Origin of the sequence: Desulfocurvus sp., assembly GCF_023230885.1 — a bacterium.
In the GTDB taxonomy this organism is placed as follows: domain Bacteria; phylum Desulfobacterota; class Desulfovibrionia; order Desulfovibrionales; family Desulfovibrionaceae; genus Desulfocurvus.
In genome coordinates this window covers 1-22,834 of record NZ_JALNWM010000021.1, presented here as the reverse complement: position 1 = coordinate 22,834, position 22,834 = coordinate 1, and the positions used below count along the sequence as shown (strand labels likewise).

Below are 22,834 nucleotides of genomic sequence, written 5' to 3'. Positions count from 1 at the left end.
GGCCCCGGTGAGCCGGGGCAGGGCGACCTCGGTGTACGCCACCTGGTCGGTGACCAGGAACAACGGCAGCGGGATGGTCAACGACTCCAGCCCCGGGCCGACCCCGTTTTCGAAAACGACCCACGCGTGGCGCGCCCCGCCCGGGGCGGCCCCAAGCCCTTTCGCCGCAGCCTGCGCCGCGAGGAAATCCGCCTGGGCGACCTCGTTTTCAGGGCACATCGCTGCGGCTTCCTTGAGCAAATCCAAGGACTTTGCATAGTCCCGCTCAAGCAGGAAATACAACCCGGCGAAATAGGTGACGAAGGGATTGGTATAGTCGGCGTAGGGCTCGAAGTTCCCGATATTGCTGTAGTGCTTTGCCAGTTCCTTGGAGACATCCTCGCGCCGCGCGGTTTCGGCGGCGTCGGGAAGCTGCGGGGCCTTTGGGGCCTGCGCCGCATCCGGCGCCGCCTGGGCGGTCTGGGCGGCCTGCTCCTTGCGGCTTTTCTCCACCGCGCGCTCCAGCTCCGCCTCGAAAAACTGCCTGGCCCGACGCTGGCGGTCCAGGGCGCGGTTCAATTCCACCCGCGCCAGGTCATGCTGCCCGTCCTTGATGAACGACATGGCCTTGTATGTATTCACCAGTGTGAACTCATAGAGCTTTCCGGAATACGAGGAGATGCCTTCGTTCACCAGCGCGGCGGCGACAGTCTTTTCCGTATCGCTCAGCAGGCTGTCTTCTTCTATCGCCTTGAAAAGCGCCTCCGCCTTGTCGAAGGCGACAACCGCCCCCTCGTAGTCCTTGCTGCATCGCAGTGCATAGCCATAATTCAGGCTGGCGAGGATGTCGCTCCCTTCCGCATCCTTCCTGGACGACTCGGCGGCGTCGGCATACAGCCCGGAAGACAGGCAGGCATCGTACTTGTCGCCAAGCGCGATCTTTTCCACGCACCCGGACAGGGCGAGCAGCAGGAGAATGGAAAGCGATGCGGATACAAGGCGGGAAGCGGTTCTGAACATGACGCGATCCACTCCAGTCATGATGAGCGATACGATGCCGCGATGAAAAACAAGAAACCGGACCCTTGCCACGCGCCCCGAGGGGGCCATGAAAGCCTGCTCCCAGGAAACCTGCCGCCTTGCGCCCGGGCGGGGCACAAGGCGGCAACCAGGTACAATCCCAAAGGAAATTAAGTCGCACCTTGTGGTTTACTGTCTCGAAATGCATTGGGCAAGAAGTTTTTCAATACAAGGCCACGAACAAAAACCAACCCCGCGCCCGGGCGCAAGGCGGGCAACCTGCGGGGCCATGTGGACGATCCTGGGTTTGGAGTAACCCCGGGCCCGGACGCAAGGGGGCAACTTTTGGTAGTTTGCGCATCTGTTTTCCGGCCCCCCCACGCCCAGGCCAGCGCGCCCGGGGCGCCGCTCCGGCGCGGCAGGCGTTCCAGGGCCGTTGCGGCGGCCAGTTCCGCCTTTACATCGCCCGGGCAAGGGCATAGGCTTTGCCCACGCGCTAGGGGAGCCCCGTACGGGGCTGAGAGGGGACGAGTGTCCCGACCCTTGGAACCTGATGCAGATCATTCTGCCGTAGGGAAGCCGGTTCCGAACCAGCCTGCGATCCCGTGGCGCGCCCGCCTTCCCGGCGGGCGCGCCGCGTTTGCGGCCCCGCCCGGACCCCGCCTCCCCGGCAGCAAGCAAGGAGGCCGACCCATGACCCTCACCGTCAACGGCAGCACCCGACCCCTGCCCCGCCCGGCCAACGTGGCCGCCCTGTTGCGCGACTGCGGCCTGGACCCCGCCGTGGTGGTGGTGGAACGCAACGGGACCATCGTGCCCGGCGCGGACTACGCCGCCACGCCCCTGGAACCCGGCGACACGCTGGAAATACTGTCCTTCGTGGGCGGAGGCTGAACAATGACCACGACCCCAGAACCTGACGACTTCCTGGAAATCGGCGGCACGCGCCTGCAAAGCCGCCTGTTCGTCGGCACCGGAAAATTCGGCGACGACGCGCTGATCCCCGCCGTGTGCGAGGCATCGGGCGCCCAGGTCATCACAATGGCCCTGCGCCGGGTGGACCTGGACGCCGGCCCCGCCAACCTCATGGGCCACATCCCGGCGCACATGGTGCGCCTGCCCAACACCAGCGGCGCGCGCACCGCCGACGAGGCCGTGCGCATCGCGCGGCTGGCCCGGGCCATGGGCTGCGGCCACTGGATCAAGATCGAAGTCGTGGCCGACTCGCGCCACCTGCTGCCCGACGGCTACGCCACGGCCAGGGCCACCGAGACCCTGGCCCGCGAGGGCTTCGTGGTCCTGCCCTACATGAACCCCGACCTCTATGTGGCCCGCAGCCTGGCCGACGCCGGGGCCGCCGCCGTCATGCCCCTGGGCGCGCCCATCGGCACCAACCGGGGCCTGCGCACCCGCGAAATGATCGCCGTGCTCATCGAGGACCTGGCCCTGCCGGTCATCGTCGACGCGGGCATCGGCAGGCCCAGCCAGGCCTGCGAGGCGATGGAGATGGGCGCGGCGGCCTGCCTGGTCAATACGGCCATCGCCACCGCCGCCGATCCTGTGGGCATGGCCCGGGCCTTTGGCCGGGCCGTGGCCGCCGGGCGCGAGGCGTTCCTCTCCGGGCCGGGGGCCGTGCGCGCCCGGGCCAGCGCGTCCTCGCCGCTCACGGGCTTCCTGGGCCAGGACGGGGGCCGGGCCCCGCAGGAGGTGGCGCCATGAGCTTCGCCCCGGCCTGCGCGGCCCTGCACGACGGCGAAACGGCCCGGGCCATAGAAACGGCCGACGAAGCCGCCGTGCTGCGCGCCCTGGACGCCCCGGCCCCGGGCCCGCACGATCTGGCGGCGCTGCTGTCCCCGGCGGCGGCGGCCCACCTGGAAGCCCTGGCCCGCCGGGCCCACGAAACCACCGTGCGCCACTTCGGCCGGACCATCCAGCTCTTCACCCCGCTGTACCTCTCCAACCACTGCACCAACGGCTGCGTCTACTGCGGGTTCAACAGCGCCAACCGCATCCCCCGCGCGCAGCTGACCCCGCCCCAGGCCCTGGAGGAGGGCCGGGCCATCGCCGCCACCGGCCTGCGCCAGCTGCTGCTGCTTACGGGCGAGGCCCCGGCCCGCGCGGGCACGGACTATATCGCGGCCTGCGCCAGGCTCCTGCGCCCGCTGTTCCCCTCCCTGGCCGTGGAGGTCCACGCCCTGTCCGAAGACGACTACCGCGTCCTGGTCCGCGCCGGGGTGGACGGCATGACCATGTTCCAGGAAACCTACGACCGGACGCTCTATGCGACCCTGCACCCCCGGGGCCCCAAGCGCGACTACGCCTGGCGCCTGGATGCCCCGCAGCGCGCCTGCCGCGCGGGGATGCGCACGGTGAACATCGGCGCCCTGCTGGGGCTTGCGCCCTGGCGCCTGGAGGTCTTCGCCACGGCCATGCACGCCCGGTATCTCCAGCGCCACCACCCCGGGGTGGACCTGGCCATCTCCCTGCCCCGGATGCGGCCCCACGCCGGGGCCTGGCAGCCCGCCCACCCGCTCACGGACAGCGACCTCGTCCAGGCCATGACGGCCCTGCGCCTGTTCCTGCCCCAGGCGGGCATCACCATCTCCACCCGCGAGTCCCCGACCCTGCGCGACAACCTCGTGCCCCTGGGCGTCACGCGCATGTCGGCCGGGGTGTCCACCGCCGTGGGCGGGCACACCGGGGGCGAGGCGGGCACGGGACAGTTCGAGATATCCGACCCGCGCGGGGTCCAGGACATGTGCGCCGCCCTGCGGCGGCGGGGCTACCAGCCCGTGTTCAAGGACTGGGAACCCCTGGCGGACGCGGCTCCGGGGGCGGCATGAGCTCCCTGCTGCGCCAGGGCCTGGCCCGCCACCTGCCCCCGGGGGCCCCGGAGTTCCTGGCCGGGGTGGCGGTGGGCGTCGCCGGGGCCGGGGGCCTGGGCTCCAACTGCGCCATGCACCTGGTGCGCTCGGGCTTCACCCGGCTGGTGCTGGCCGACTTCGACGCCGTGGAGCCCTCGAACCTGAACCGCCAGTGCTACACGGCGGCCCAGGTGGGCCGGGCCAAGGTCGAGGCCCTGGCCGAGAATCTGCGCGCCGTGAACCCCGAGCTGCGCCTGACCCTGTGCCCCGTGCGCCTGGACGGGGCCAGCGCCACCGCCGTTTTCGGCGCCTGCCACGCGGTGGTCGAGGCCCTGGACGACCCCCGGGCCAAGAAGGCCCTGGCCGAGGCCGTGCTGCCCGGCCCGGCGCTCCTGGTCGCGGCCTCGGGCATCGGCGGGTTCGGCCGCGCCGGGGGCATCCGCACGCGCACCCTGCGCCCCAATTTCGTCCTGGTGGGCGACGGGTGCACGGCCTGCGGCCCCGGGGCCCCGCCCCTGTCGCCCACGGTGGGCGTGGCGGCCGCCATGCAGGCCGACGCGGTGCTGGCCCATTTCCTGAACCGCTTCCTGGCCGGGCTGGGCCCCGGGCCGACGGTGGACGACGCCGAAAAGGAGAACCCCCATGACTGACGGACGCGAACTGGTTACCGGACTCATGCGCGAGGGCGGGCTCTATTGCCTGACCGCCGAGCCCTTCTCCCTGGGGCGCGGCAACGTCGAGGTGGTCCGCGCCATGCTCGACGCGGGCGTACGCCTGATCCAATACCGGGAAAAACGCAAGAAGGCCGGGGAGATGTACCGCGAATGCAAGGAGCTGCGGGCCATGACCCGCGCCGCCGGGGCGGCCCTGGTGGTCAACGACCACATCGACCTGGCCCTGCTGGTGGAGGCCGACGGAGTCCATGTGGGCCAGGAGGACCTGCCCGTGGCCGCCGTGCGGCGGCTGACGGGTCCGCGCGTGGCCATCGGCCTGTCCACCCACGGCCCGGACCAGGCCCGGGCCGCCGTGGCCGCCGGGGCGGACTCCATCGGCGTCGGCCCCATCCACGCCACGCGGACCAAGGAGGATGTCTGCGCCCCCGTGGGCCTGGAATACCTGGACTTCGTGGTCCGCGAGATCGACCTGCCCTTCGCGGCCATCGGCGGCATCAAGACCCACAACCTGCCCCAGGTGCTGGCCCGCGGCGCGCGCACGGTCTGCCTGGTCACGGAAATCGTCGGCGCCCCGGACATCGGCGCGCGCATCGCGGAGCTGGCCACCGTCATGCGCGCGGCGGGCGGCATTGACGCGCCCGCCCGGATGCCCTAAATCCCAGGGGCGGCAACAGGCCCCCGCGCACAACACAGCAAAGGCGGAACGCATGTCCTTCAACTGGAACAGGAAACTGCTCAAGTACCACGCGGCCAGCGCCCTGCGGCCCGACGCCAACACCGCGCTGCTCCAGGGGCTGGCCAAGGCCGCCCTGGACACCCGCGCCGGGCGCGCCAACGACCGCCACAACGTCCCGGTATTTCTGCAATACGCCGTGGGCGTGAACTTCGCCCTGAACCTGGACCGGCTGGAGACTGTGCTGGAGCTGGGCAGCGGCTACAGCTCCCTGCTGTGGGGCACCCTGGCCCCCGAGGGGACGCGGATATTCTCCGTGGACGGCAAGCCCGTGGACGCCTACGACATCCGCGAGCCGCTGCTGGCCGTGGCCCATCGGGTCCGCTTCGTCACCGGCCCGACCCTGACCCGCGAGCAGTACCGCGCATTCTACGACTCGCGGACCAGGACGGAGTTCCTGGGGCTGCCCGTGGCGGCCCTGCGCGCCCACCTGGGGCCCTTCGTGCGCCCGCAGGGCCGCAGCTTCTACGCCGCGACCCTGGGCCTGCCCGAGGAGCCCGGCGCCCTGGCCCGGGCCGTGGACGGGCAGCTCTTCCGGGGCGACGGCCTGCGCTGCCTGTCGACCCTGCTGCCCGAGCGATGGAAGGCCGACGAGGAGTTTTGCGCCGCCCAGGGCCCCACGGCCCTGGACGGCGTGCTGGCCGAGGCCGACAGCTTCGACGCGGTGTTCTACGACTGCGGGGAATTCTCGACCCTGCCCGAGTGGACCCTGACCAGCCAGCGCATCCGCCCCGGGGGGCTGGCCATCCTCCACGACGTGCACTTTCCCAAAAGCGTCAAATCGTTCCTGCTCTGCGCCATGCTCGCGGCCTCGCCGGAGTGGGACGTGCTCTACCACGACACCACCACGCCCCAGGGGCTGTGCATCGCGCGCAGGCGCTAGCCCCCCGCGCGCCCGGAAACACGAAGGCCCCGGCCGCTTGCGCGGCCGGGGCCTTTGCGTCGCCCCTCCCGGCCAGGCGCGGGCCTAGAGCCCGACCCCGGCCAGGTCCGGCCCCAGGTAGGCGCGCTCGTTCTCGCCCAGGATGCCCAGGGACAGGCAGATGAGCGTCCACAGGTGGACCGTTTCCCAGGCGTGGCCCGCCTGCTGGGACAGGTCGTGGATCTGCGAATGGCAGTTGTGGCAGGGCGTGATGCAGTACTTGGCGCCGGTGGCCAGGATCTGGTCGCGCTTGCGCAGGCCGTAGGCGCGGCGCTGCTCGGGGTAGCCGCCCTGGAGCGCCCCGCCCCCGCCCCCGCAGCAATAGTTGTTGGAGCGGTTGGGGTACATCTCGATGAAATGCTCCTCGCCGACAACGGCCTTGATGACGAAGCGCAGATCCTCGGCGATGTCGTCGCCCAGGGATTTGCGCACGACCTGGCAGGGATCCTGGACGGTGAAGGTTATGCCCAGCTCGCGGTTCCACTGGCTGGAGACGGGCAGCTTGCCCTCGCGGATCCAGCGCGCGTACCACGTCACCAGGTTCTCCAGGCGGAAGTCGGCCCGGATGCCGAAGCGGCGCACGGCCTCCCACACGGCGTAGTAGGCGTGGCCGCACTCGGTGTTCAGCCAGACCTTGCAGCCCAGGTCCTCCACGTTGTGCGCCAGGTCGCGGACGATGGTCTCCCACGACGCCTCGTCGGCGGCGAACATGCAGAAGTTCTCGGCGGCCCAGCTCGTGGTGCCGTAGGTCCAGTCCGCGCCGACGTAATCCAGGATCTTCCACAGCGGGATCATCTCGTCGGGCTCGGTCACCGGCTCACGCGAGTTCTGGTTGAGGAAGAAATAGGCGCCCTTGCGGTTCAGGGGCGCCCGGACCCCCGCAAACTGCGGCTGGGATTCGTGCAGCTCTTCGAGCACGTCCTGGACCACGAAGGCGAAATCGTCGGGACCGATGCCCATGGCCGAGTGCGTGGCCGTGCGCAGGGCCTGCTCGCAGGAGGCAACGATGCCCCGGGGGCGCTTGTCGCGCGGCCAGCAGGAGCGCGCGTGGAACACCAGCCGGGGGATGTCGATGTTCATGGGGCAGACGTGCTGGCAGCGCTTGCACATGGTGCACATCCAGACCCAGGGCGTGGCGGCGAGCTCCTCGTTCATGCCCAGGGCGGCCATGCGCACGAACTTGCGCGGGTCCATGCCCTCCAGGCCCGAGGCGGGGCAGCCCGACGAGCACAGCCCGCAGGTCAGGCACATGGTGTAGTTGCCGCCCGAGGGCAGCAGTTCCAGGGCCTTGTCCTTGAATGCCGGCTCGCAGGGCGCGCAGGCGAGAGGTTCCGGCGAAGGGGTCGCGTCCATGAAGGCTCCCTGTGGCGTTGCGCCCGGCCCGGAGGCGGGGCGGATGGTCGTGATGCGTCGCAACAAGAATAACACGGGGGCCCGCAAAGGCAACCCGCCGCCACCTGGGGCATACCGCCATCCGCGCGCGGCGTCACCCGAAAAAACACAGGCCCGGCGCCATTTCCCGCCGCCAAGGGTTGCCTTGGGGCCCGGGTTCATCTAGAACCACAGCCAGCGGCCTGCCCGCTTCCGGAGCCGGTGGGGCCACGGAACGGGGCCGGGCAAAGGCTGGAGCCAGGCTCCGCCACACTGGGGAATACGGATGCAGACGGAAGTGCTGATCATCGGCGCCGGGGCCACCGGCACCGGGCTCGCTCGCGACCTCGCCCTGCGCGGCGTGTCGTGCGTGGTGGTGGAAACCGGCGACGTGAACTCCGGAGCCTCGGGCGGCAACCACGGGCTCCTGCACAGCGGCGGGCGCTATGTGTCCAACGACACCGAGGCCGCCCGCGAGTGCCGCGAGGAAGGCGCGCTGCTCAAGCGCCTGGCCCCGCAGTGCGTGGAGGATTGCGGCGGGCTGTTCGTGGCCGTGGCGGGCGACGACGAGAACTTCGTGGCCGACTATCCCGGCTGGTGCGCGGCGGCGGGCATCGATGTCTGCTGCGTGGACCCCGCCGAGGCCCGGGCCCTGGAGCCCGTGCTCTCCCCCAAGGTCGTGGCCGCCTTCGCCGTGCCCGACGCCACCATCGACCCCTTCCGGCTGGCCCTGGAAAACATGGCCCACGCCAAGGCCCTCACGGGCTGCTCCCTGCTGCGGCGCACCCGCGTCACGGGCATGGACGTGGACGCCGGGCGCGTGGTGCGCGTGCACACGGTCAACACCGTCAGCGGCGAGGCCGGAACCATCGAGGCCGCCCAGGTGGTCAACGCCACCGGAGCCTGGGCCGGGCGTGTGGCCGCCCTGGCCGGGGCGAGCATCCCCATGCTCTGCTCCCAGGGCACCCTGCTGGTGACCCACGAGCGCATGACCCGCCGGGTGGTCAACCGCCTGCGCCCGCCCGGCAACGGCGACATCCTCGTGCCCGGGGGCACGGTGTCCATCCTGGGCACCACCAGCGTGACCATCGACGACCCCGACCGGGCCCGGCCCACCGTGGCCGAGGCCGACGAAAACGTGCGCCAGGCCCTGCCCATGATCCCCTCCCTGGGCTACACGCGCTTCGTGCGCGCCTACTGCGGCGTGCGCCCGCTGATCCGCTCCGACGCGGGCCAGGGCGGCGACGGGCGCTCCGTGAGCCGGGGGTTCATGCTCTACGGCCACGAGGAGGCCGGGCTGTCCAATTTCTGCTCCGTTTCCGGCGGCAAGCTGACCACCTACCGGCTCATGGCCGAGAAGACCGCCGACCTGGTCTGCGCGCGCCTGGGCGTGAGCGCCCCGTGCCGCACGCGCACCGAGCCCCTGCCTGCGGCCCCGTCCTGCCGCTGGACCGAGCCGGGCTTCGCCCCGCGCCTGTGGACCCAGCGCCACGACGCCGACGACCCCCTGCTGTGCGAATGCGAGATGGTGCCCGCCAGCGCCGTGGACGGCATCATGGACGACTGCGGCCAGCAGTTCCCCGACCCCGGGCTCCAGGCCCTGGGCAAGCGCAGCCGCATCGGCAAGGGCTCCTGCCAGGGCGCCTTCTGCGGCGTGCGCGTGGCGGCCCACCTCTACGACACCGGGCACTACACCTCCCCCAAGGGGCTTACGCGGATGCGCGAATTCTTCACCGAACGCTTCAAGGGCCAACGCCCCGTGCTCTGGGGCCCGCAGCTCATCCAGGCCGAACTGGCCGAGGCCCTGCACTGCGGGCTGCTCGGCCTGGAGCTGGAGGGCCCGGACACCGCCCCGGCCCCCGGCGCCGCAAAGGACGAGGAGGCCCGGCCATGAGCCAGCCCGAGCGCTACGACCTGGCCGTCATCGGCACCGGGCTGGCGGGCATGGCCGCCGCGGTGTTCGCCTCGTCCCGGGGGCTTCGCGTCGTCCAGGCGGGCAGCACCGGGGCCATTTCCTACACCAGCGGCGTCTTCGACGTGCTCGGCGCCCTGCCCGCAACGCGGGAGGGCCAGCCCGCCCGGCCCGTGGAGCGGCCCTTCGAGGCCCTGCCCGAGCTGCTGCGCGACGAGCCCGGGCACCCCTACGCCCTGCTCGACCCCGAGGACATCCGCCTGGCCTTCCACGAACTCATGGATTTCCTGCGCGGGGCGGGCCTGCCCTACCGCGCCGGGGGCGAACGGAACTTCCTGCTGCCCACCCCGGCCGGAACCCTCAAGCACTCCTGGTGCGTGCCCGAAACGGCCCTGCCCGGCTGCGAGGCCCTGGCCCAGGGCGCCCCGGCGTGCATCGTGGCCATCGAGGGCATGAAGGGCTTCTCCGCGCGCCAAGTGGCGGTGAACCTCGCCCCGCACTGGCCGGGGCTGACCACGGCCCGAGTGGCCATGCCCGGGCATCCGGGCGGCGAGGTCTACCCCGAGCAGGTGGCGCGGATGCTGGAGGTGCCCGCCGCCCGCAAGGCCCTGGCCGAGGCCCTGGCGCCGCTGCTGGGCCAGGCCCGGGTGGTGGGCCTGCCCGCCGTCCTGGGCATGCACCGTCCCGGCGACGTGGCGGCGGACATGGAGCGCCTGCTGGGCCGCCCGGTGTTCGAGATCCCGACCATGCCCCCCGGGGTGCCGGGCATCCGCCTCAAGGAGACTTTCGAGGGCCTGCTGCCCGGGCGCGGCGTGGCCCTGTTCTGCCAGCAAAAGATGGTCGGCCCGCTGCCCGCCCCGGGCGAACCCTTCCGCCTGCGCGTGGCGGGGCAGCCCGTGGAGCACCATGTGCTGGCCGACCGCGCGCTGCTGTGCAGCGGGCGGTTCCTGGGCGGCGGGCTGGGCGGCCTGCGCGGCCGGCCGCTGACCGAGACGGTCTTCGGCCTGCCCGTGGCCCAGCCCGAAGACCGCGCCCAGTGGTACCGCCAGGACTACCTGGACCCGCGCGGGCACGCCGTGCACCGCGCCGGGCTGCGGGTGGACGCCGCCCTGCGGCCCCTGGGCCGGGACGGCGCCCCAGCCCACGAGGGGCTCTACGCCGCGGGGTCCATCCTCGCCGGGCAGGACTGGATACGCATGAAATGCGGCGCCGGAGTGGCCATCGCCACGGCCTTCAAGGCCGTGACGACCCTGGCCGGGGCGCGCTGAACCGTTGTTCGTTGAGGGCCGCGCGGGGGGTCCGCGTCGGCGCTGCCAACCCTATCTGCACGGAGGAAAAGACGATGAGGAAATGCCTGAGCCTGCTCGTTCTGGCGCTGGTCCTGGCCCTTGCGGCGCCCGCCCTGGCGGACGAGTGCAAGAACCGCGGCCTGCTGGACGCCATGTACTGCGACAACGACATGGACCTGGTGGCCGACCTGGCCGGTCCCGGCCAGTGCAAGGATCCCAGCACCCTGGTCTTCACCTACACCCCGGTGGAAGACCCCGCCGTGTACCGTGACGCCTTCGCGGACTTCCAGGAATACCTGGGCAAGGCCACGGGCAAGGAAGTCGTCTACTACACCGTGCAGTCCAACGCCGCCGAGGTCGAGGCCATGCGCTCGGGCCGCCTGCACATCGCCGGCTTCTCCACCGGCCCCACCGGCTTCGCCGTCAACCTCGCCGGCTATGTGCCCATCGCCGTCAAGGGCTACCCCGAGGGCTTCCAGGGCTACAACCTGATCGTGCTGGTCAAGCAGGACAGCCCCTTCCAGACCCTGACCGACCTCAAGGGCAAGAAGGTGGCCCACACCTCGCCCTCGTCCAACTCCGGCAACCTGGCCCCGCGCGCGCTGTTCCCCAAGCTCGGCCTGGTGCCTGACGAGGACTACACCGTGCTGTATTCCGGCAAGCACGACCAGTCCGTGCTGGGCGTGGCCCACGGCGACTACGACGCCGCCCCCGTGGCCTCCGACGTGTACGAGCGCATGCTCAAGGCCGGCCGCGTGAAGGAAGGCGAACTGCGCGCCATCTACACCAGCCCGCGCTTCCCCACCTCGTCCTTCGGCTATTCCAACCAGCTCTGCCCCGAGCTGGCGCAGAAGATCGTGGGTGCCTTCCACACCTACCGCTTCCCCGAGTCCATGCAGAAGTCCTTCGACGGGGCCGACCGCTTCTATCCCGTGACCTACATGGCCGACTGGAAGGTCATCCGCGAGATCGCCGAAGCCACCGGCACCAGCTACAACGAGGAAGGCCTCCAGCAGATGGCCAAGAAGGAAGCCGAAAAGGCCAAGAAGAAGTAACACCTGCCCAAGGCGATCCAAGTGAACGATAACAGCTGCAAAGGGAACGGGGGCGGCGCCCCCCGTTCCCTGATTGTCAAGGATCTGGTCAAGGAATACGTCCCGGGAAAACCCGTGCTGCGCGGCATCTCCTTCGAGGTTTCCGGCTGCACCACCGTGGCCATCATCGGCCCCTCGGGCACGGGCAAGAGCACGCTGCTGCGCTGCATCAACCGGCTCATCGACCCCACCCGGGGCAGCATCGACGTGGCCGGCCATGAGATGACCCACCTGTCCGGCGGCGAGCTGCGCCGCGCCCGCCAGCAGGTGGGCATGGTCTTCCAGGAGTTCAACCTCGTGGAGCGGCTCACGGTCATCGAGAACGTGCTGTGCGGGCGGCTGGGCTCGGTGCCCGTGTGGCGCGCCTGGCTGCGCAGGTATCCCCAGGCGGACATCGACCGCGCCTTCGAGCTCATCGAGCAGGTGGGCCTGGCCGACTTCGCCACCGCCCGCGCCGACGCCCTCTCGGGCGGCCAGCGCCAGCGCGTGGGCATCGCCCGCGCGGTGATGCAGAGCCCGAGCATCATCATGGCCGACGAGCCCACCTCGTCCCTGGACCCCAAGACCTCCGTGGAGATCATGGGCCTGCTGAACGAGTTCTCCCGGGCCCGGGGCATCCCCATCCTCATCAACATCCACGACGTGAACCTCGCCAAGCGCTTCGCCGACCGCATCATCGGCATGGCCCGGGGCAGCGTCGTCTTCGACGGCCCCCCCGACGAGCTTGCCGACGAGCACCTCAAGGACATCTACGGCGGGGAGGGCTGGCTGCAATGAGCGCCCACGCCGCCAAGCGGCCCTTCAGGCCGAACTGGGGCGCCCGCGCGGGCTGGGTTCTGCTCGGGATCTACTGCCTCTACGCGGTGGGGACGCTGGAGATCACCTGGCCCCGCTTCCTCATCGGCCTGGACAACGGCGCGCGCTTCCTCTCCGAGATGGTGCCACCCAACTTCCAGCGCTGGAAGCTGCTCCTTGAGGGCCTGTTCGAGACCATGCAGATCGCGGTCATCGCCTCGGCCTTCGGGGTGGCCCTGTCGCTGCCCATCGGCCTAGCCGCCGCGCGCAACCTGATGCCCGCCTGGGCCACCTGGCCCGCGCGCGCCGTCATCGCCGTGTGCCGCTCGTTCCATCCGGTGATCTTCGCCATTTTGTTCGTCAAGGCCGTGGGCTTCGGGCCCCTGGCGGGCATCCTGACGCTGATCTTCGCCTCCATCGGCTTCATCGGCAAGCTCTTCGCCGAGGCCATCGAGGAGATATCGCTCAAGCCCGTGGAGGCCTGCCGGGCTGCGGGGGCGCCGTTCATGAGCCTGCTGCTCTACGCCGTGCTGCCCCAGGTGCTCAACCGCTTCATCGGCTTCGCCACCTACCAGTTCGACGCCAACATGCGCAACTCGACCATGGTCGGCATCGTCGGCGCGGGCGGCATCGGCGGCACGTTGTTCTCCGCCTTCCAGCGCTTCGACTACGACATCCTGGCGGCCATCCTGCTGTCGATCATCGCGCTGATCATGTGCAGCGAATATGTGGCCACCCGGGTCAAGGCGGTGTTCAATGACTGATTCCGCAACCCCGCGCAAATGGGAGCGCTTCACCCCGGCCCAGCGCCTGGCGCGCTTCGGGGTGTTCCTGTCCATGGCCGTGCTGCTCGCCGTCTCCATGCGCACGGTCAGCGTCATCCCCGAGTTCCTGTGGGACGCCCCGACGCAGATGGCCGACCTGTTCCGGCGCATGTGGCCGCCGGACACGGCCAGCTACGCCGAGAACGTCCACGACGCCCTCGTGGAGACCATGAACATCGCGGGCATGGGCACCATGCTGGCGCTGGTCATGGCCCTGCCCGTGGGCGTCATGGGCGCGTCGAACATCGTGCGCGTGCCCGCGCTGAACTGGCTGTCCAAGCTGATCCTGGTGTCCTCGCGTTCGGTGAACACCCTGGTCTGGGCCATCCTGTTCGTGGCCGTGTTCGGCCCCGGGGCCCTGGCGGGCACGGTGGCAATCGGCTTCCGCTCGGTGGGCTTTTGCGGCAAGCTGCTCTCCGAGGCCCTGGAGGAGTGCGACAAGGGGCCCATCGAGGCCCTGCGGGCCGCGGGCGCGCCCTGGCCGAGCATCTTCCTCAAGGGCTACTGGCCGCAGATCGCCCCGGCCTTCTGGGGCATCACCCTGTTCCGCTGGGACATCAACGTGCGCGAGTCGGCCGTCATCGGGCTCGTGGGCGCGGGCGGCATCGGCGTGGCCCTGGACACGGCCCTCAACCTCTTCCGCTGGCAGCAGGTGGCCCTGATCCTGCTGTGCATCTTCGCGGTGGTCATCGCCGCCGAGGTGCTGGTGACCAAGATCCGCCAACGCATCATCTAGGCCAGGCGGACGAACACGCAAACCAACGGGAGCCGCCCCGGTCCGGGGCGGCTCCCGTCTATCCTTCCCCGGAGGCCCCATGCGCCCCTTGAACCGGATGAGCGCCGCCACCGCCCGCGCCGTGCGCTATGTGCTCACGGACATCGACGACACCCTGACCGATCACGGCCGCCTGGGCGCCGGGGCCTACGCGGCCATGGAGCGCCTGCGCGCCGCCGGGCTGGCGGTGGTGCCTGTCACGGGGCGCCCGGCGGGCTGGTGCGACCATATCGCGCGCATGTGGCCTGTGGACGCCGTGGTCGGCGAAAACGGGGCCTTCTATTTCCGCTACGACCACGCCGCCCGGCGCATGGAGCGCCATTACGCCCTGGACGCCGCCCGGCGCGAGGCCGACCGCGCCCGGCTGGCGGAACTGGGGCGGCGCATCCTGGCCGAGGTGCCCGGCGCGGCCATCTCGGCCGACCAGGCCTACCGCGAAACCGATCTGGCCGTGGACTTCTGCGAGGACGTGCCGCCCCTGCCCCGCGAGGCCGTGCGGCGCATCCACGAGCTGTTCCTCCAGGCCGGGGCCCAGGCCAAGGTCAGCTCCATCCACGTCAACGGCTGGTTCGGCGACTGGGACAAGCTGTCCATGACCCGCGCGCTGCTGGCCCGCGTCTTCGCCGCCGACCCGGAAGCCGCACGGCCGGCCGTGGTCTTCTGCGGCGACTCGCCCAACGACTCGCCCATGTTCGCCCACTTCCCCAACGCCGTAGGCGTGGCCAACGTGCTGGACTTCGCCGGGGAGCTGGAGGCCGAACCGGCCTTCGTCACCCCCTCGCGCGGGGGGGCGGGCTTCGTGGAGCTGGCCGAGCACCTGCTGGCCCACCGCCCGGGAGCCTGAGCCTCCGGGCCCCGACCCGGGAGCGCCCCGCACCGCAAGGCCCGCCGCAGTGCGCCCCCGTGCGCGGCGGCCGCACGGCTGGCGGGACAGGCTCCCGCGTCGTAAGCCAGGGCGCCCCCGCGCCAGCATCGACGGACGGGCCCAGCGCCCCGCGCGCGGCCAGCCCCGCCAGGGCGGCGGCGAACACGCGGTGGCCGCACCCATGCCCCACACATAGCGCGCCGCGCCGGGGCTTCCGCCCCCCCGCCGCCCCGCGCGCGGCGGCCCTGCCCCGCCCGGGCCCCCGCGGGCAGCGCCCCTGGCCCGGCCCGCTTGGGCCCGCCCCGTCGCGACTTTCGGCGAAATCGCCCCGGCGCCCCTTGACAACCCCGCGAGTTCCGGGGATTGTGAAATTTAGAATTTGCTTGTGACAACTTCGTAACATTCCGGACCGGATCGGCGGCAGAGTTCCATGTACCAAAGCAGCCTGCGCTCCCCCCTGTATTTCGACAAGAAGGACCACCAGCTCCTGGGCATCGTCTCCGACGTGCTCCGCCACCGCGAGGGCCGCGACCTCAAGCGCCTGCTGGCGCCCATCATGCACCCGCGCGGCGTGAAGGAAATGGCCGCCACCAAGGGCCTGCGCATCGCCTACGCCGTGGCCAGCCTGTTCCGGTCCCTGGAACGCGGCCAGGCCGACGAGCGGCTGCGCAGCCTGCGCGCCCTGCGCGACGAAACCCTGCACAGCTCCCACAGCCACCTGCGGCTCAACACCGCCCGGGTGCTCATGCAGATCATGAAAGAGCTGGTGCGCGAGAAGGACGAATCGCGCCGCCTGCAACTGGCGCGCGACTTCCGCAACACCGCCACGGGCAAGCCGCGCACCGTGGCCGCCCAGCTGCACCGCTACCACCTGGCCGAAATGCCCGAGGCGTGGAACCAGGTCAGCTTCGACGACCACGTTCACGACGCCAACACCAAGGGCCGCAAGTCCGCCACGCACCTGATCATGGACGCCTGGATCAAGGGCATCCGGCGCCTGACGGTGATCTACTACAACCATGTGCCGCCCGAGGTGGCCCGCGAGCTGCTGGAGGCCGGAGCCATCACCGACATCCGCGTGCGCGTGGGCATCGAATACTGCGCGCCCCTGCGCGGGCGCTTCGTGCGCTTCATCTGGACCCCGCGCGGCATCGCCGACCCGTCGGAGTTCCTGGACTTCCTGGAGCTGCCCGACACGGCCCAGATCATGGCCGAGGGCCGCGAAGTCTCGCAGTACCAGCAGCGCTATGTGCTGGCCGCCCTGGACGAGTTCAACGCCCGCCACCTGCCGCAGCTCAACGCCGAACTCGGCCTGGACATGCCGCCCCTGGCCCGCGAGGCCCTGAAGGCCATGGTCGGCTCGGGCGAAGCCTCGCTGCATCACCTGGCCAAGCTGATCCACGACCAGCTCTTTCCCCTGCTGGCCGCCCGCGCCCAGGAGCTGCGCTCGGCCTGCGCCCTGGGCCCCGCGGAACGCGAAGCCGCCGAGGACCTGGTCCGGCGCATGAACGCCCTGGACATCGAGACCCTCATCGCGCGCTACCTCGCGCCGGAGTGCAACCCCGGCCTGCACAACCCCTATGTGCCCAACCAGGACGAAGACGCGCCGCTGCTGCTGCGCCTGCCTCCGGCGGTGCTCCTGGCGCGTCTGGCCGGGCTGCACTCGGGGCACACCATCACCCTGAACCTGGCCCACCTGCGCGCCGCCGACGTGCTGGAGCTGCTCTACGACTGCGGCGGGCTGATCACGCACCTGGAAATATTCAACTACAAGGACACGGCCTACGGCCGCTCCACGGACAACAAGCGGATCATCGAGCTCCAGTCCGCCGTGAACTCCGGCAACGCCGTGCGCCTGAAAAAGGCCATCGTCACCGCCATCGAGGACCTGGGCGACGCCCCGGAGCACGCCGACCAGCGCGCCAAGCTCGTGCGCGTGCTGAGCGGCATGGCCGTCCTGCGCACGGCCTACGCCAAGACGCGCCTGTCCTCGCGCATCGGCACGGACTCCACGGGCAGCTCGGCCCGCGTGCCGGGCATGGGGCTCGTGGTGCGCGACACCCTGCCGGGCAAGGCCCAGCGCAGCCTGGAGCAGACCGTGCCGCGCCACGCCCAGGTTCCGGTGCGCGTGCGCGTTCTGCGCCGGGCGACCTACCTGCCCGAGGACGACGACTCCTGGGCCTGGCGCCAGAAGGAGCGCCTGGCCCGGGCCGTGCCCCTGCTGGCCCCCTGGCTCTACGACCGCCGCGAGGACTGGGTTGTGGACGGCTACGAGGCATCCGCGCCGGAGCACAGCAACATCTGCCTGCTGGGCGGCTTCCAGCCCGAGAGCGGCAACGGCCTGCGCCTGGATTGCGACGCCCCCCAGCCCGACGCCGCCGACCGACCGCCCCTGCGCTACATGAACAGCTCCCTGTCCAACGGCCTGAAGATCCTGCTGGGATTCATCCCGGCCTTCCTGACCTTCGCCCTGACCAAGGACTGGTGGGTCCTGGCCTACCTGGGCGCGTTCCTGTGGTTCGGCATCACCGGCGTGCGCAACGTCATCCAGTCCGTCCTGGGCTCCGGGGGCATCCGCCGCTCGCCGCTGCTGCGCTGGACGGAGTATGTGAGCTGGGACCGGCTGGCCGACTCGCTGATGTACACCGGGTTCTCCGTGCCCCTGCTGGACTGGCTGGTAAAGAGCCTGCTGCTCGACCAGGCCATGGGCATCAACGCCCACACGGGGCCGATCCTGCTCTACTCGGTCATGGCCCTGGTCAACGGCCTGTACATCATGAGCCACAACCTCTTCCGCGGCCTGCCGCGCTCGGCGGCCTTCGGCAACCTGTTCCGCACGGTGCTGTCCATCCCCCTGGCCGTGGCCTTCAACGCCGGGGCGGGCCTGCTGCTGACCCAGGCGGGCATCCCCGACGTGGACGGCGAGTTGCAGAAGTGGGCGGCGGTGATCTCCAAGCTGGCCTCGGACTGCGTGGCCGCCGTCATCGAGGGCCTGGCCGACCGCCGGGCCAACATGCGCCTGCGCTTCTTCGACTACCGCGGCAAGCTGCGCCAGCTCTTCGACACCTACGCCAGCCTGGAGCTGCGCCACCCCACCCAGGACGTGGCCCGGCTGCTGGAATCGCCCAAGCGGCTGGTCACCGAGCTGGGCGCGGAAAGCCGCGAGCTGCTGTCCATGGTCATCGTCAACGCCCTGGACCTGATGTACTTCTGGTTCTACCAGCCCCGGGCGCGCACGGTGCTGACGCTGCTGCTGCGCGAAATGACCCGCGAGGAACGCCGGGTGTTCCTGCTCTCGCAGATGGTGCTCCAGCGCGAGCGCGAGATCAGCCAGATGTTCCTGGACGGGCTGGTGGGCCGCAACTTCGCCAAGGCCCTGGCCTTCTACCTGGACCGCTATCAGCAGTACCTGGAGGATCTCCAGGAGCTGGCCATCCAGACCGGTCCCCTGGACATCGTCCAGCCCGACATGCCCCAGGCCGCCCCGGACGACGCCGACGACACGGCCCACGCCCCGGCAGTGCCCCACGAGCCCATTCCCCCCGCGTCGCACCCCCTGGCGCAGGACAAGCCGGGCAGCGCCTTCTAGGCCCGGGCCGCCGGGCCCGGGCGGCGGGGGCCGCGCCACGGGCGCGGCCCCCGCGCTTTTTTCCCGCCCCGGGCGCGCGGCCCGGCCCCGGGGTTCGCGTTCCTCCGCCGCGCCCGGCCCCGGATTTACCGCGCCGCGTCCACGGGCCTCCCGGCGCCCCGGCTCCCCCGCCGCAACCCGGCGCGGAAAGCGCCCTCCGCCGGGACGCCATCCGGGGCGCAGACCCCGCCTCCGGGCTCCCCCGGCGCCTCGCTCCCCCCTGTTTCTTGCATCCCGGCGCGCTCCTCCCCGCCCGTGGCCGCCGCCCGAGGTATCGCGCCGGGCCAGCCGGGAAAGGCCCCGTGCGCGCCGCAAGGCGCGGCCTCGCCCCCACGCCCCGGCCCCGCCAAGGCGCACCCGCCCCACGCCACGCCGCGCCACGCGCCACGCCGCACCACAGTGCGCCCCGCCCCACGCCACGCCCCACGCCCCACGCCCCGCACCGCGCCGCCCGGACCCACCCGCGTCCCGTGCATATCATATCGATAAAGTCATGTTTTATCAGCACTTGACAGCAGGCCCGGCCGGACCTATTTGCTCATTTGAGCAAAACAGGAGGGCCCATCGTGCCACGACCCCGCAAGTGCCGCCGCATCGAGAAGACCCCCCGGGTGGATTTCTTCAAGCCACGGGGCATCCCCATGCGCGAGCTGGAGGAAGCCTGCCTGAGCGTCGAGGGCCTGGAGGCCCTGCGCCTGGCCGACGTGGAAGGACTGACCATGCAGGAGGCCGCCGCCGTCATGGAGGTGTCGCGCCACACCTTCGGCCGCGTGCTGGCCCAGGCCCGCACGGCCGTTGCCCGCGCCCTGACCGAGGGCCGGGCCCTGCGCATCGAGGGCGGCCACTGGGCCGTGAAACCGCAATGCAGAAAAGGCTCCGGGCAGGCGCCCCGGAACCGGGAGACAACCATGAGCAAGATCGCCGTGACCAGCGAGGGCCCGACCCTCGACTCCCAGATCGACCCGCGTTTCGGCCGGGCCGCCGGCTTCGTGGTGGTGGACCCCGCCACCTGGGAATTCCAGTATGTGGACAACGGCGCGTCCCAGGCCATGAGCCAGGGCGCGGGCATCAACGCCGCCGAGGCCATCGCCCGCGCGGGCGCCACCGCCCTGCTCACGGGCTATGTGGGCCCCAAGGCATTCGCCGCGCTCCAGGCCGCGGGCATCGCCGTGATCCAGGACATGGGCGACATGACCGTGCGCCAGGCCGTGGAGGAATTCGCCGCCGGGCGGACCACCGCCGCCTCCGCCCCCAACCGGTAGGCCGCCATGATCGTGACCATCGCAAGCGGCAAGGGCGGCACGGGCAAGACCACGGTCAGCGCGTCCCTGGCGGCGGTATGGGACGCGCCCCTGGTGGCCGTGGACCTGGACGTGGAGGAGCCCAACCTGCACCTGTTCCTGGCCCCCGAGCTGGACGGGAGCGAGGACGCCGCCCTGGAGGTGCCCGTGGTGGACGCCGCGCGCTGCACGCGCTGCGGCGCCTGCGCGGCGCTGTGCCAGTTCAAGGCCATCAGCCTCATGGGCGACACGGTGCTGACCTTCCCGGAGATGTGCCACGGCTGCGGCGGCTGCATGGCCGTCTGCCCCGAGGGCGCCGTGGGCACGGGGCGGCGGGTGCTGGGCGAGGTGGCCTGGGGCCGGGCGCGCGGCGCGCGCTTCCTCATGGGCCGCCTGCGCGTGGGCGAGGCCATGAGCCCGCCGCTCATGCGCCGGGTCAAGGCCCGCCTGGGCGCCATGCTGGCCCAGGAGGGCGCCGACGCGGTGGTCGACGCGCCCCCCGGCGTGAGCTGCCCGGCGGTGAGCGCCGTGATGGACAGCGACTTCGCCGTGCTGGTCACCGAGCCCACGCCCTTCGGGCTGCACGACCTGCGCCTGGCCGCCGAGGCCTTCGGCGCCCTGGGCGTGCCGCTGGGGGTGGTGATCAACCGCGCCGGGGTGGGCGACGGGGCCGTGCGCGACTTCTGCCTCGCCCAGGGGCTGCCCGTGCTGGCCGAGATCCCCTTCGACCGCGCCGTGGCCGAGGGCTACGCCCGGGGCCGCGTGGTGGCCGACCTGGGGCCCGAACAGCGCGCGACATTCACCGCCCTGCGCGACGCCATCCGCGCCCGCTGCGCCAATGCCCCCAAGGAGGCCGCCCATGCCTGAAGCCATCCGCGAAATCGTGATCATCAGCGGCAAGGGCGGCACGGGCAAGACCTCGGTCACCGGCGCCTTCGCGGCCCTGGCCGGGCGCCAGGGCAACGCCGTGCTCTGCGACCTGGACGTGGACGCCCCCGACCTGCACCTGCTGCTCGACCCGCGCCCCGAACGCGAGGAGGACTTCATCTCCGGCAACGAGGCGCGCATCGACCCCGGCCTGTGCACGGGCTGCGGCACCTGCGCCGATGTCTGCCGCTTCGGGGCCATCGGCGAGGCCGACGGCGTCTTCGCCGTGGACCCGCTGCGCTGCGAGGGCTGCAAGGTCTGCGTGGCCCTGTGCCCGGCCGGGGCGGTGGAGTTCCCGCCGCGCCACTGCGGGCGACGGGCCGTGAGCACAACGCGCTTCGGGCCGATGGTCCACGCCCAGCTCTTCCCCGGCCAGGAAAACTCCGGGCGGCTGGTCAGCCTGCTCAAGACCGAGGCCCGGGCCCTGGCCCGGGAACGCGGGAAGGAACTGATCCTGTGCGACGGCGCCCCGGGCATCGGTTGCCCGGTGATCAGCTCCCTGTCGGGGGTGCACCTGGCCGTGGCCGTCACCGAGCCCACGCCTTCGGGCCGCCACGACCTGGAGCGCGTGGCCGCGCTGTGCGCGCACTTCCGGGTGCCCCTGGCCGTGCTGGTCAACAAGGCCGACCTGAACCCCGAGGCCACCCGCGAACTGGCCGGGCTGTGCCGCGACCAGGGCTACGAGCTGCTCGGCGAGCTGCCCTACGACCCGGTCTTCGTCCAGGCCATGATCCAGCGCAAGGTCGTCACCGAGCTGCCGCCCTCGCCCGTCTCCGAGGTCCTGGCCCGGGCCTGGGAACGCATTTCCCGCCCGTGCGGGCCCCCCGCCCGCCGGACATCCCTGCAACAATTCAACGCACAAGGAGAATAGACCATGGACAAAACCCTCATCGCCGTGCCCTCCGAGGCCCCCGGCGGCATGGACGCGCCGGTGGGCGCCCACTTCGGCCACTGCGCCCTGTACACCCTGGTCGAGGTGGAGAACGGCGCCGTGGCCGGGGTGCGCACCCTGCCCAACGTGCCCCACCAGCAGGGCGGCTGCATGGCCCCCGTGCGCCACCTGGCCGACAACGGCGTGGGCGTGCTCATTGCCGGCGGCCTGGGCATGCGCCCGCTCATGGGCTTCAACCAGGTGGGCATCCATGTGTTCCACGGCGGCGGCGCCCCCAGCGTGGGCCAGGCCGTGGAGGCCTTCCTGCGCGGCTCGCTGATCGAGTTCCGGCCCGAAATGACCTGCGGCGGCGGCGCCCACTAGGCCCGCCCGGCGCGCGGCCCCGCCCGCCCCGCTTGCGGCGGGGCGGGCGGGCCGCGCAGCGACGAAGGAGCGCGCATGCCCCTGTACGACATCCAGTGCCGCGCCTGCGCAGCGGTGAGCGAGGTCATCGCCCCGGGCGACGGGCCAACGCCGCCCTGCCCGGTCTGCGGCGCGGCCGCCACCTTCCGGCGCCTTTCGGCCCCCAGTTCCCTGACGGGCAAAACGCCCCAAAGCCACCCCGGCCCCGGCGACACCGGCTGCTGCGGCTCGACCCCCGGCGCGGCGGGCTGCGCCGGGCCGGGCTCCTGCTGCGGGCGCCCCCGGAGCTGACAAGGAGACACGCCATGATCCATGTCCTGGCCAGCCCGCGCCCCGTGGAGCTGGAGCCCTTCACCGACGAGCTTGTCCGCCTGGGCGGGGCCCGGGTGATCCACGCCCCCGACGCCGCCCGGGCCCTGGAGCTGGCCGCCGCCCACGCCCCGGAGCTGGTGGTCATCGACGAGAACCTGCCCGGCATGCCCTCCCTGGAGCTGGCCGGAGCCCTCCTGCGCGTCAACGCCATGATCAACACGGCGGTGGTCAGCGCCCTGGGTGAGGAGGACTTCCACGAGGCCAGCGAGGGCCTGG

21 protein-coding genes, 1 pseudogene and 1 riboswitch are annotated in these 22,834 nt (G+C 71.6%); of the genes and pseudogenes, 20 read left to right on the top strand and 2 right to left on the bottom strand.

Annotated elements, in window-relative coordinates; genetic code table 11:
• Positions 1-999 (bottom strand): annotated as a pseudogene (locus tag M0P34_RS02730) (hypothetical protein); the annotation flags it as partial.
• A 488-nt stretch (positions 1,000-1,487) separates the two neighbouring features.
• Positions 1,488-1,593: riboswitch (TPP riboswitch) on the top strand.
• A gap of 99 nt (positions 1,594-1,692) precedes the next feature.
• Here M0P34_RS02730 and thiS point away from each other — a divergent pair.
• From thiS to M0P34_RS02700, 6 genes are read left to right on the top strand one after another with little or no spacing between them, the layout of a single operon-like run.
• Positions 1,693-1,893 (top strand): sulfur carrier protein ThiS, encoded by a 201-nt coding sequence (thiS, locus tag M0P34_RS02725; RefSeq protein WP_291496109.1) that lies wholly within the window; start codon positions 1,693-1,695, stop codon positions 1,891-1,893.
• Positions 1,894-1,896: 3 nt separating this feature from the next.
• Positions 1,897-2,718, top strand: coding sequence for a thiazole synthase (locus M0P34_RS02720; RefSeq protein WP_291496107.1), 822 nt, complete (start codon positions 1,897-1,899; stop codon positions 2,716-2,718).
• Complete coding sequence (thiH, locus tag M0P34_RS02715; protein ID WP_291496105.1) at positions 2,715-3,842, top strand: 2-iminoacetate synthase ThiH; 1,128 nt, start codon at positions 2,715-2,717, stop codon at positions 3,840-3,842. The genes M0P34_RS02720 and thiH overlap by 4 nt, the downstream gene beginning before the upstream one ends.
• Entirely contained in the window at positions 3,839-4,513 is a 675-nt protein-coding gene (gene thiF, locus M0P34_RS02710) for a sulfur carrier protein ThiS adenylyltransferase ThiF (RefSeq protein WP_291496103.1), read from the top strand. Before thiH ends, thiF begins: the two co-directional genes overlap by 4 nt.
• The gene (gene thiE, locus M0P34_RS02705; RefSeq protein WP_291496101.1) at positions 4,506-5,192 is read left to right on the top strand and encodes a thiamine phosphate synthase; all 687 of its coding nucleotides are present in this window, start codon (positions 4,506-4,508) and stop codon (positions 5,190-5,192) included. The genes thiF and thiE overlap by 8 nt, the downstream gene beginning before the upstream one ends.
• A 52-nt stretch (positions 5,193-5,244) precedes the next feature.
• Positions 5,245-6,153, top strand: a complete 909-nt coding sequence (locus M0P34_RS02700) for a hypothetical protein (protein ID WP_291496099.1) — start codon at positions 5,245-5,247, stop codon at positions 6,151-6,153.
• An 84-nt stretch (positions 6,154-6,237) separates the two neighbouring features.
• Here the strand turns inward: M0P34_RS02700 and M0P34_RS02695 are convergent, their stop codons facing one another.
• Positions 6,238-7,545, bottom strand: a complete 1,308-nt coding sequence (locus M0P34_RS02695; RefSeq protein WP_291496097.1) for a (Fe-S)-binding protein — start codon at positions 7,543-7,545, stop codon at positions 6,238-6,240.
• 304 nt (positions 7,546-7,849) lie between these two features.
• On the opposite strand from M0P34_RS02695, the gene M0P34_RS02690 reads away from it, so the two are divergent.
• The 14 genes from M0P34_RS02690 to M0P34_RS02625 all read left to right on the top strand — a co-directional run.
• Complete coding sequence (locus M0P34_RS02690) at positions 7,850-9,457, top strand: FAD-dependent oxidoreductase (protein ID WP_291496095.1); 1,608 nt, start codon at positions 7,850-7,852, stop codon at positions 9,455-9,457.
• A complete protein-coding gene (glpB, locus tag M0P34_RS02685) occupies positions 9,454-10,743 on the top strand; it encodes a glycerol-3-phosphate dehydrogenase subunit GlpB (RefSeq protein ID WP_291496093.1) in 1,290 nt (429 codons plus the stop codon). Before M0P34_RS02690 ends, glpB begins: the two co-directional genes overlap by 4 nt.
• Positions 10,744-10,817: 74 nt before the next feature.
• Complete coding sequence (gene phnD, locus M0P34_RS02680; protein WP_291496091.1) at positions 10,818-11,819, top strand: phosphate/phosphite/phosphonate ABC transporter substrate-binding protein; 1,002 nt, start codon at positions 10,818-10,820, stop codon at positions 11,817-11,819.
• A gap of 21 nt (positions 11,820-11,840) precedes the next feature.
• Positions 11,841-12,635, top strand: coding sequence for a phosphonate ABC transporter ATP-binding protein (gene phnC, locus M0P34_RS02675; RefSeq protein ID WP_291496089.1), 795 nt, complete (start codon positions 11,841-11,843; stop codon positions 12,633-12,635).
• Positions 12,632-13,417, top strand: coding sequence for a phosphonate ABC transporter, permease protein PhnE (phnE, locus tag M0P34_RS02670; protein ID WP_291496088.1), 786 nt, complete (start codon positions 12,632-12,634; stop codon positions 13,415-13,417). The genes phnC and phnE (M0P34_RS02670) overlap by 4 nt, the downstream gene beginning before the upstream one ends.
• Positions 13,410-14,213, top strand: a complete 804-nt coding sequence (gene phnE, locus M0P34_RS02665; RefSeq protein WP_291496086.1) for a phosphonate ABC transporter, permease protein PhnE — start codon at positions 13,410-13,412, stop codon at positions 14,211-14,213. The genes phnE (M0P34_RS02670) and phnE (M0P34_RS02665) overlap by 8 nt, the downstream gene beginning before the upstream one ends.
• Positions 14,214-14,292: 79 nt before the next feature.
• Complete coding sequence (locus tag M0P34_RS02660; RefSeq protein ID WP_291496084.1) at positions 14,293-15,096, top strand: HAD-IIB family hydrolase; 804 nt, start codon at positions 14,293-14,295, stop codon at positions 15,094-15,096.
• A gap of 451 nt (positions 15,097-15,547) precedes the next feature.
• Positions 15,548-18,706, top strand: coding sequence for a hypothetical protein (locus M0P34_RS02655; protein WP_291496082.1), 3,159 nt, complete (start codon positions 15,548-15,550; stop codon positions 18,704-18,706).
• Positions 18,707-19,311: 605 nt separating this feature from the next.
• Complete coding sequence (locus M0P34_RS02650; protein WP_291496080.1) at positions 19,312-20,007, top strand: DUF134 domain-containing protein; 696 nt, start codon at positions 19,312-19,314, stop codon at positions 20,005-20,007.
• Positions 20,008-20,013: 6 nt separating this feature from the next.
• The gene (locus M0P34_RS02645; protein WP_291496078.1) at positions 20,014-20,892 is read left to right on the top strand and encodes an ATP-binding protein; all 879 of its coding nucleotides are present in this window, start codon (positions 20,014-20,016) and stop codon (positions 20,890-20,892) included.
• 4 nt (positions 20,893-20,896) lie between these two features.
• A complete protein-coding gene (locus M0P34_RS02640) occupies positions 20,897-21,823 on the top strand; it encodes an ATP-binding protein (protein WP_291496111.1) in 927 nt (308 codons plus the stop codon).
• A gap of 3 nt (positions 21,824-21,826) precedes the next feature.
• On the top strand, positions 21,827-22,207 hold the full coding sequence (locus tag M0P34_RS02635) for a NifB/NifX family molybdenum-iron cluster-binding protein (RefSeq protein WP_291496076.1): 381 nt from the start codon (positions 21,827-21,829) through the stop codon (positions 22,205-22,207).
• Between the two features lie 75 nt (positions 22,208-22,282).
• Positions 22,283-22,537 carry an FmdB family zinc ribbon protein gene (locus M0P34_RS02630; protein ID WP_291496074.1) on the top strand — a complete coding sequence of 85 codons (255 nt, stop codon included), beginning with the start codon at positions 22,283-22,285 and terminating at the stop codon, positions 22,535-22,537.
• A 14-nt stretch (positions 22,538-22,551) separates the two neighbouring features.
• Positions 22,552-22,834: hypothetical protein (locus tag M0P34_RS02625; RefSeq protein ID WP_291496072.1), on the top strand; the 283-nt coding region annotated here is incomplete at its 3' end.

Coding starts and splice junctions, on each gene's coding strand:
- M0P34_RS02700 (WP_291496099.1), top strand. CDS start 5,245: ATGTCCTTCAACTGGAACAGGAAACTGCTCAAGTACCACGCGGCCAGC.
- M0P34_RS02695 (WP_291496097.1), bottom strand. CDS start 7,545: ATGGACGCGACCCCTTCGCCGGAACCTCTCGCCTGCGCGCCCTGCGAG.
- M0P34_RS02655 (WP_291496082.1), top strand. CDS start 15,548: ATGTACCAAAGCAGCCTGCGCTCCCCCCTGTATTTCGACAAGAAGGAC.
- M0P34_RS02635 (WP_291496076.1), top strand. CDS start 21,827: ATGGACAAAACCCTCATCGCCGTGCCCTCCGAGGCCCCCGGCGGCATG.
- M0P34_RS02630 (WP_291496074.1), top strand. CDS start 22,283: ATGCCCCTGTACGACATCCAGTGCCGCGCCTGCGCAGCGGTGAGCGAG.
- M0P34_RS02690 (WP_291496095.1), top strand. CDS start 7,850: ATGCAGACGGAAGTGCTGATCATCGGCGCCGGGGCCACCGGCACCGGG.
- thiH (WP_291496105.1), top strand. CDS start 2,715: ATGAGCTTCGCCCCGGCCTGCGCGGCCCTGCACGACGGCGAAACGGCC.
- phnE (WP_291496088.1), top strand. CDS start 12,632: ATGAGCGCCCACGCCGCCAAGCGGCCCTTCAGGCCGAACTGGGGCGCC.
- thiF (WP_291496103.1), top strand. CDS start 3,839: ATGAGCTCCCTGCTGCGCCAGGGCCTGGCCCGCCACCTGCCCCCGGGG.
- M0P34_RS02645 (WP_291496078.1), top strand. CDS start 20,014: ATGATCGTGACCATCGCAAGCGGCAAGGGCGGCACGGGCAAGACCACG.
- glpB (WP_291496093.1), top strand. CDS start 9,454: ATGAGCCAGCCCGAGCGCTACGACCTGGCCGTCATCGGCACCGGGCTG.
- M0P34_RS02720 (WP_291496107.1), top strand. CDS start 1,897: ATGACCACGACCCCAGAACCTGACGACTTCCTGGAAATCGGCGGCACG.
- M0P34_RS02660 (WP_291496084.1), top strand. CDS start 14,293: ATGCGCCCCTTGAACCGGATGAGCGCCGCCACCGCCCGCGCCGTGCGC.
- phnE (WP_291496086.1), top strand. CDS start 13,410: ATGACTGATTCCGCAACCCCGCGCAAATGGGAGCGCTTCACCCCGGCC.
- thiS (WP_291496109.1), top strand. CDS start 1,693: ATGACCCTCACCGTCAACGGCAGCACCCGACCCCTGCCCCGCCCGGCC.
- thiE (WP_291496101.1), top strand. CDS start 4,506: ATGACTGACGGACGCGAACTGGTTACCGGACTCATGCGCGAGGGCGGG.
- phnD (WP_291496091.1), top strand. CDS start 10,818: ATGAGGAAATGCCTGAGCCTGCTCGTTCTGGCGCTGGTCCTGGCCCTT.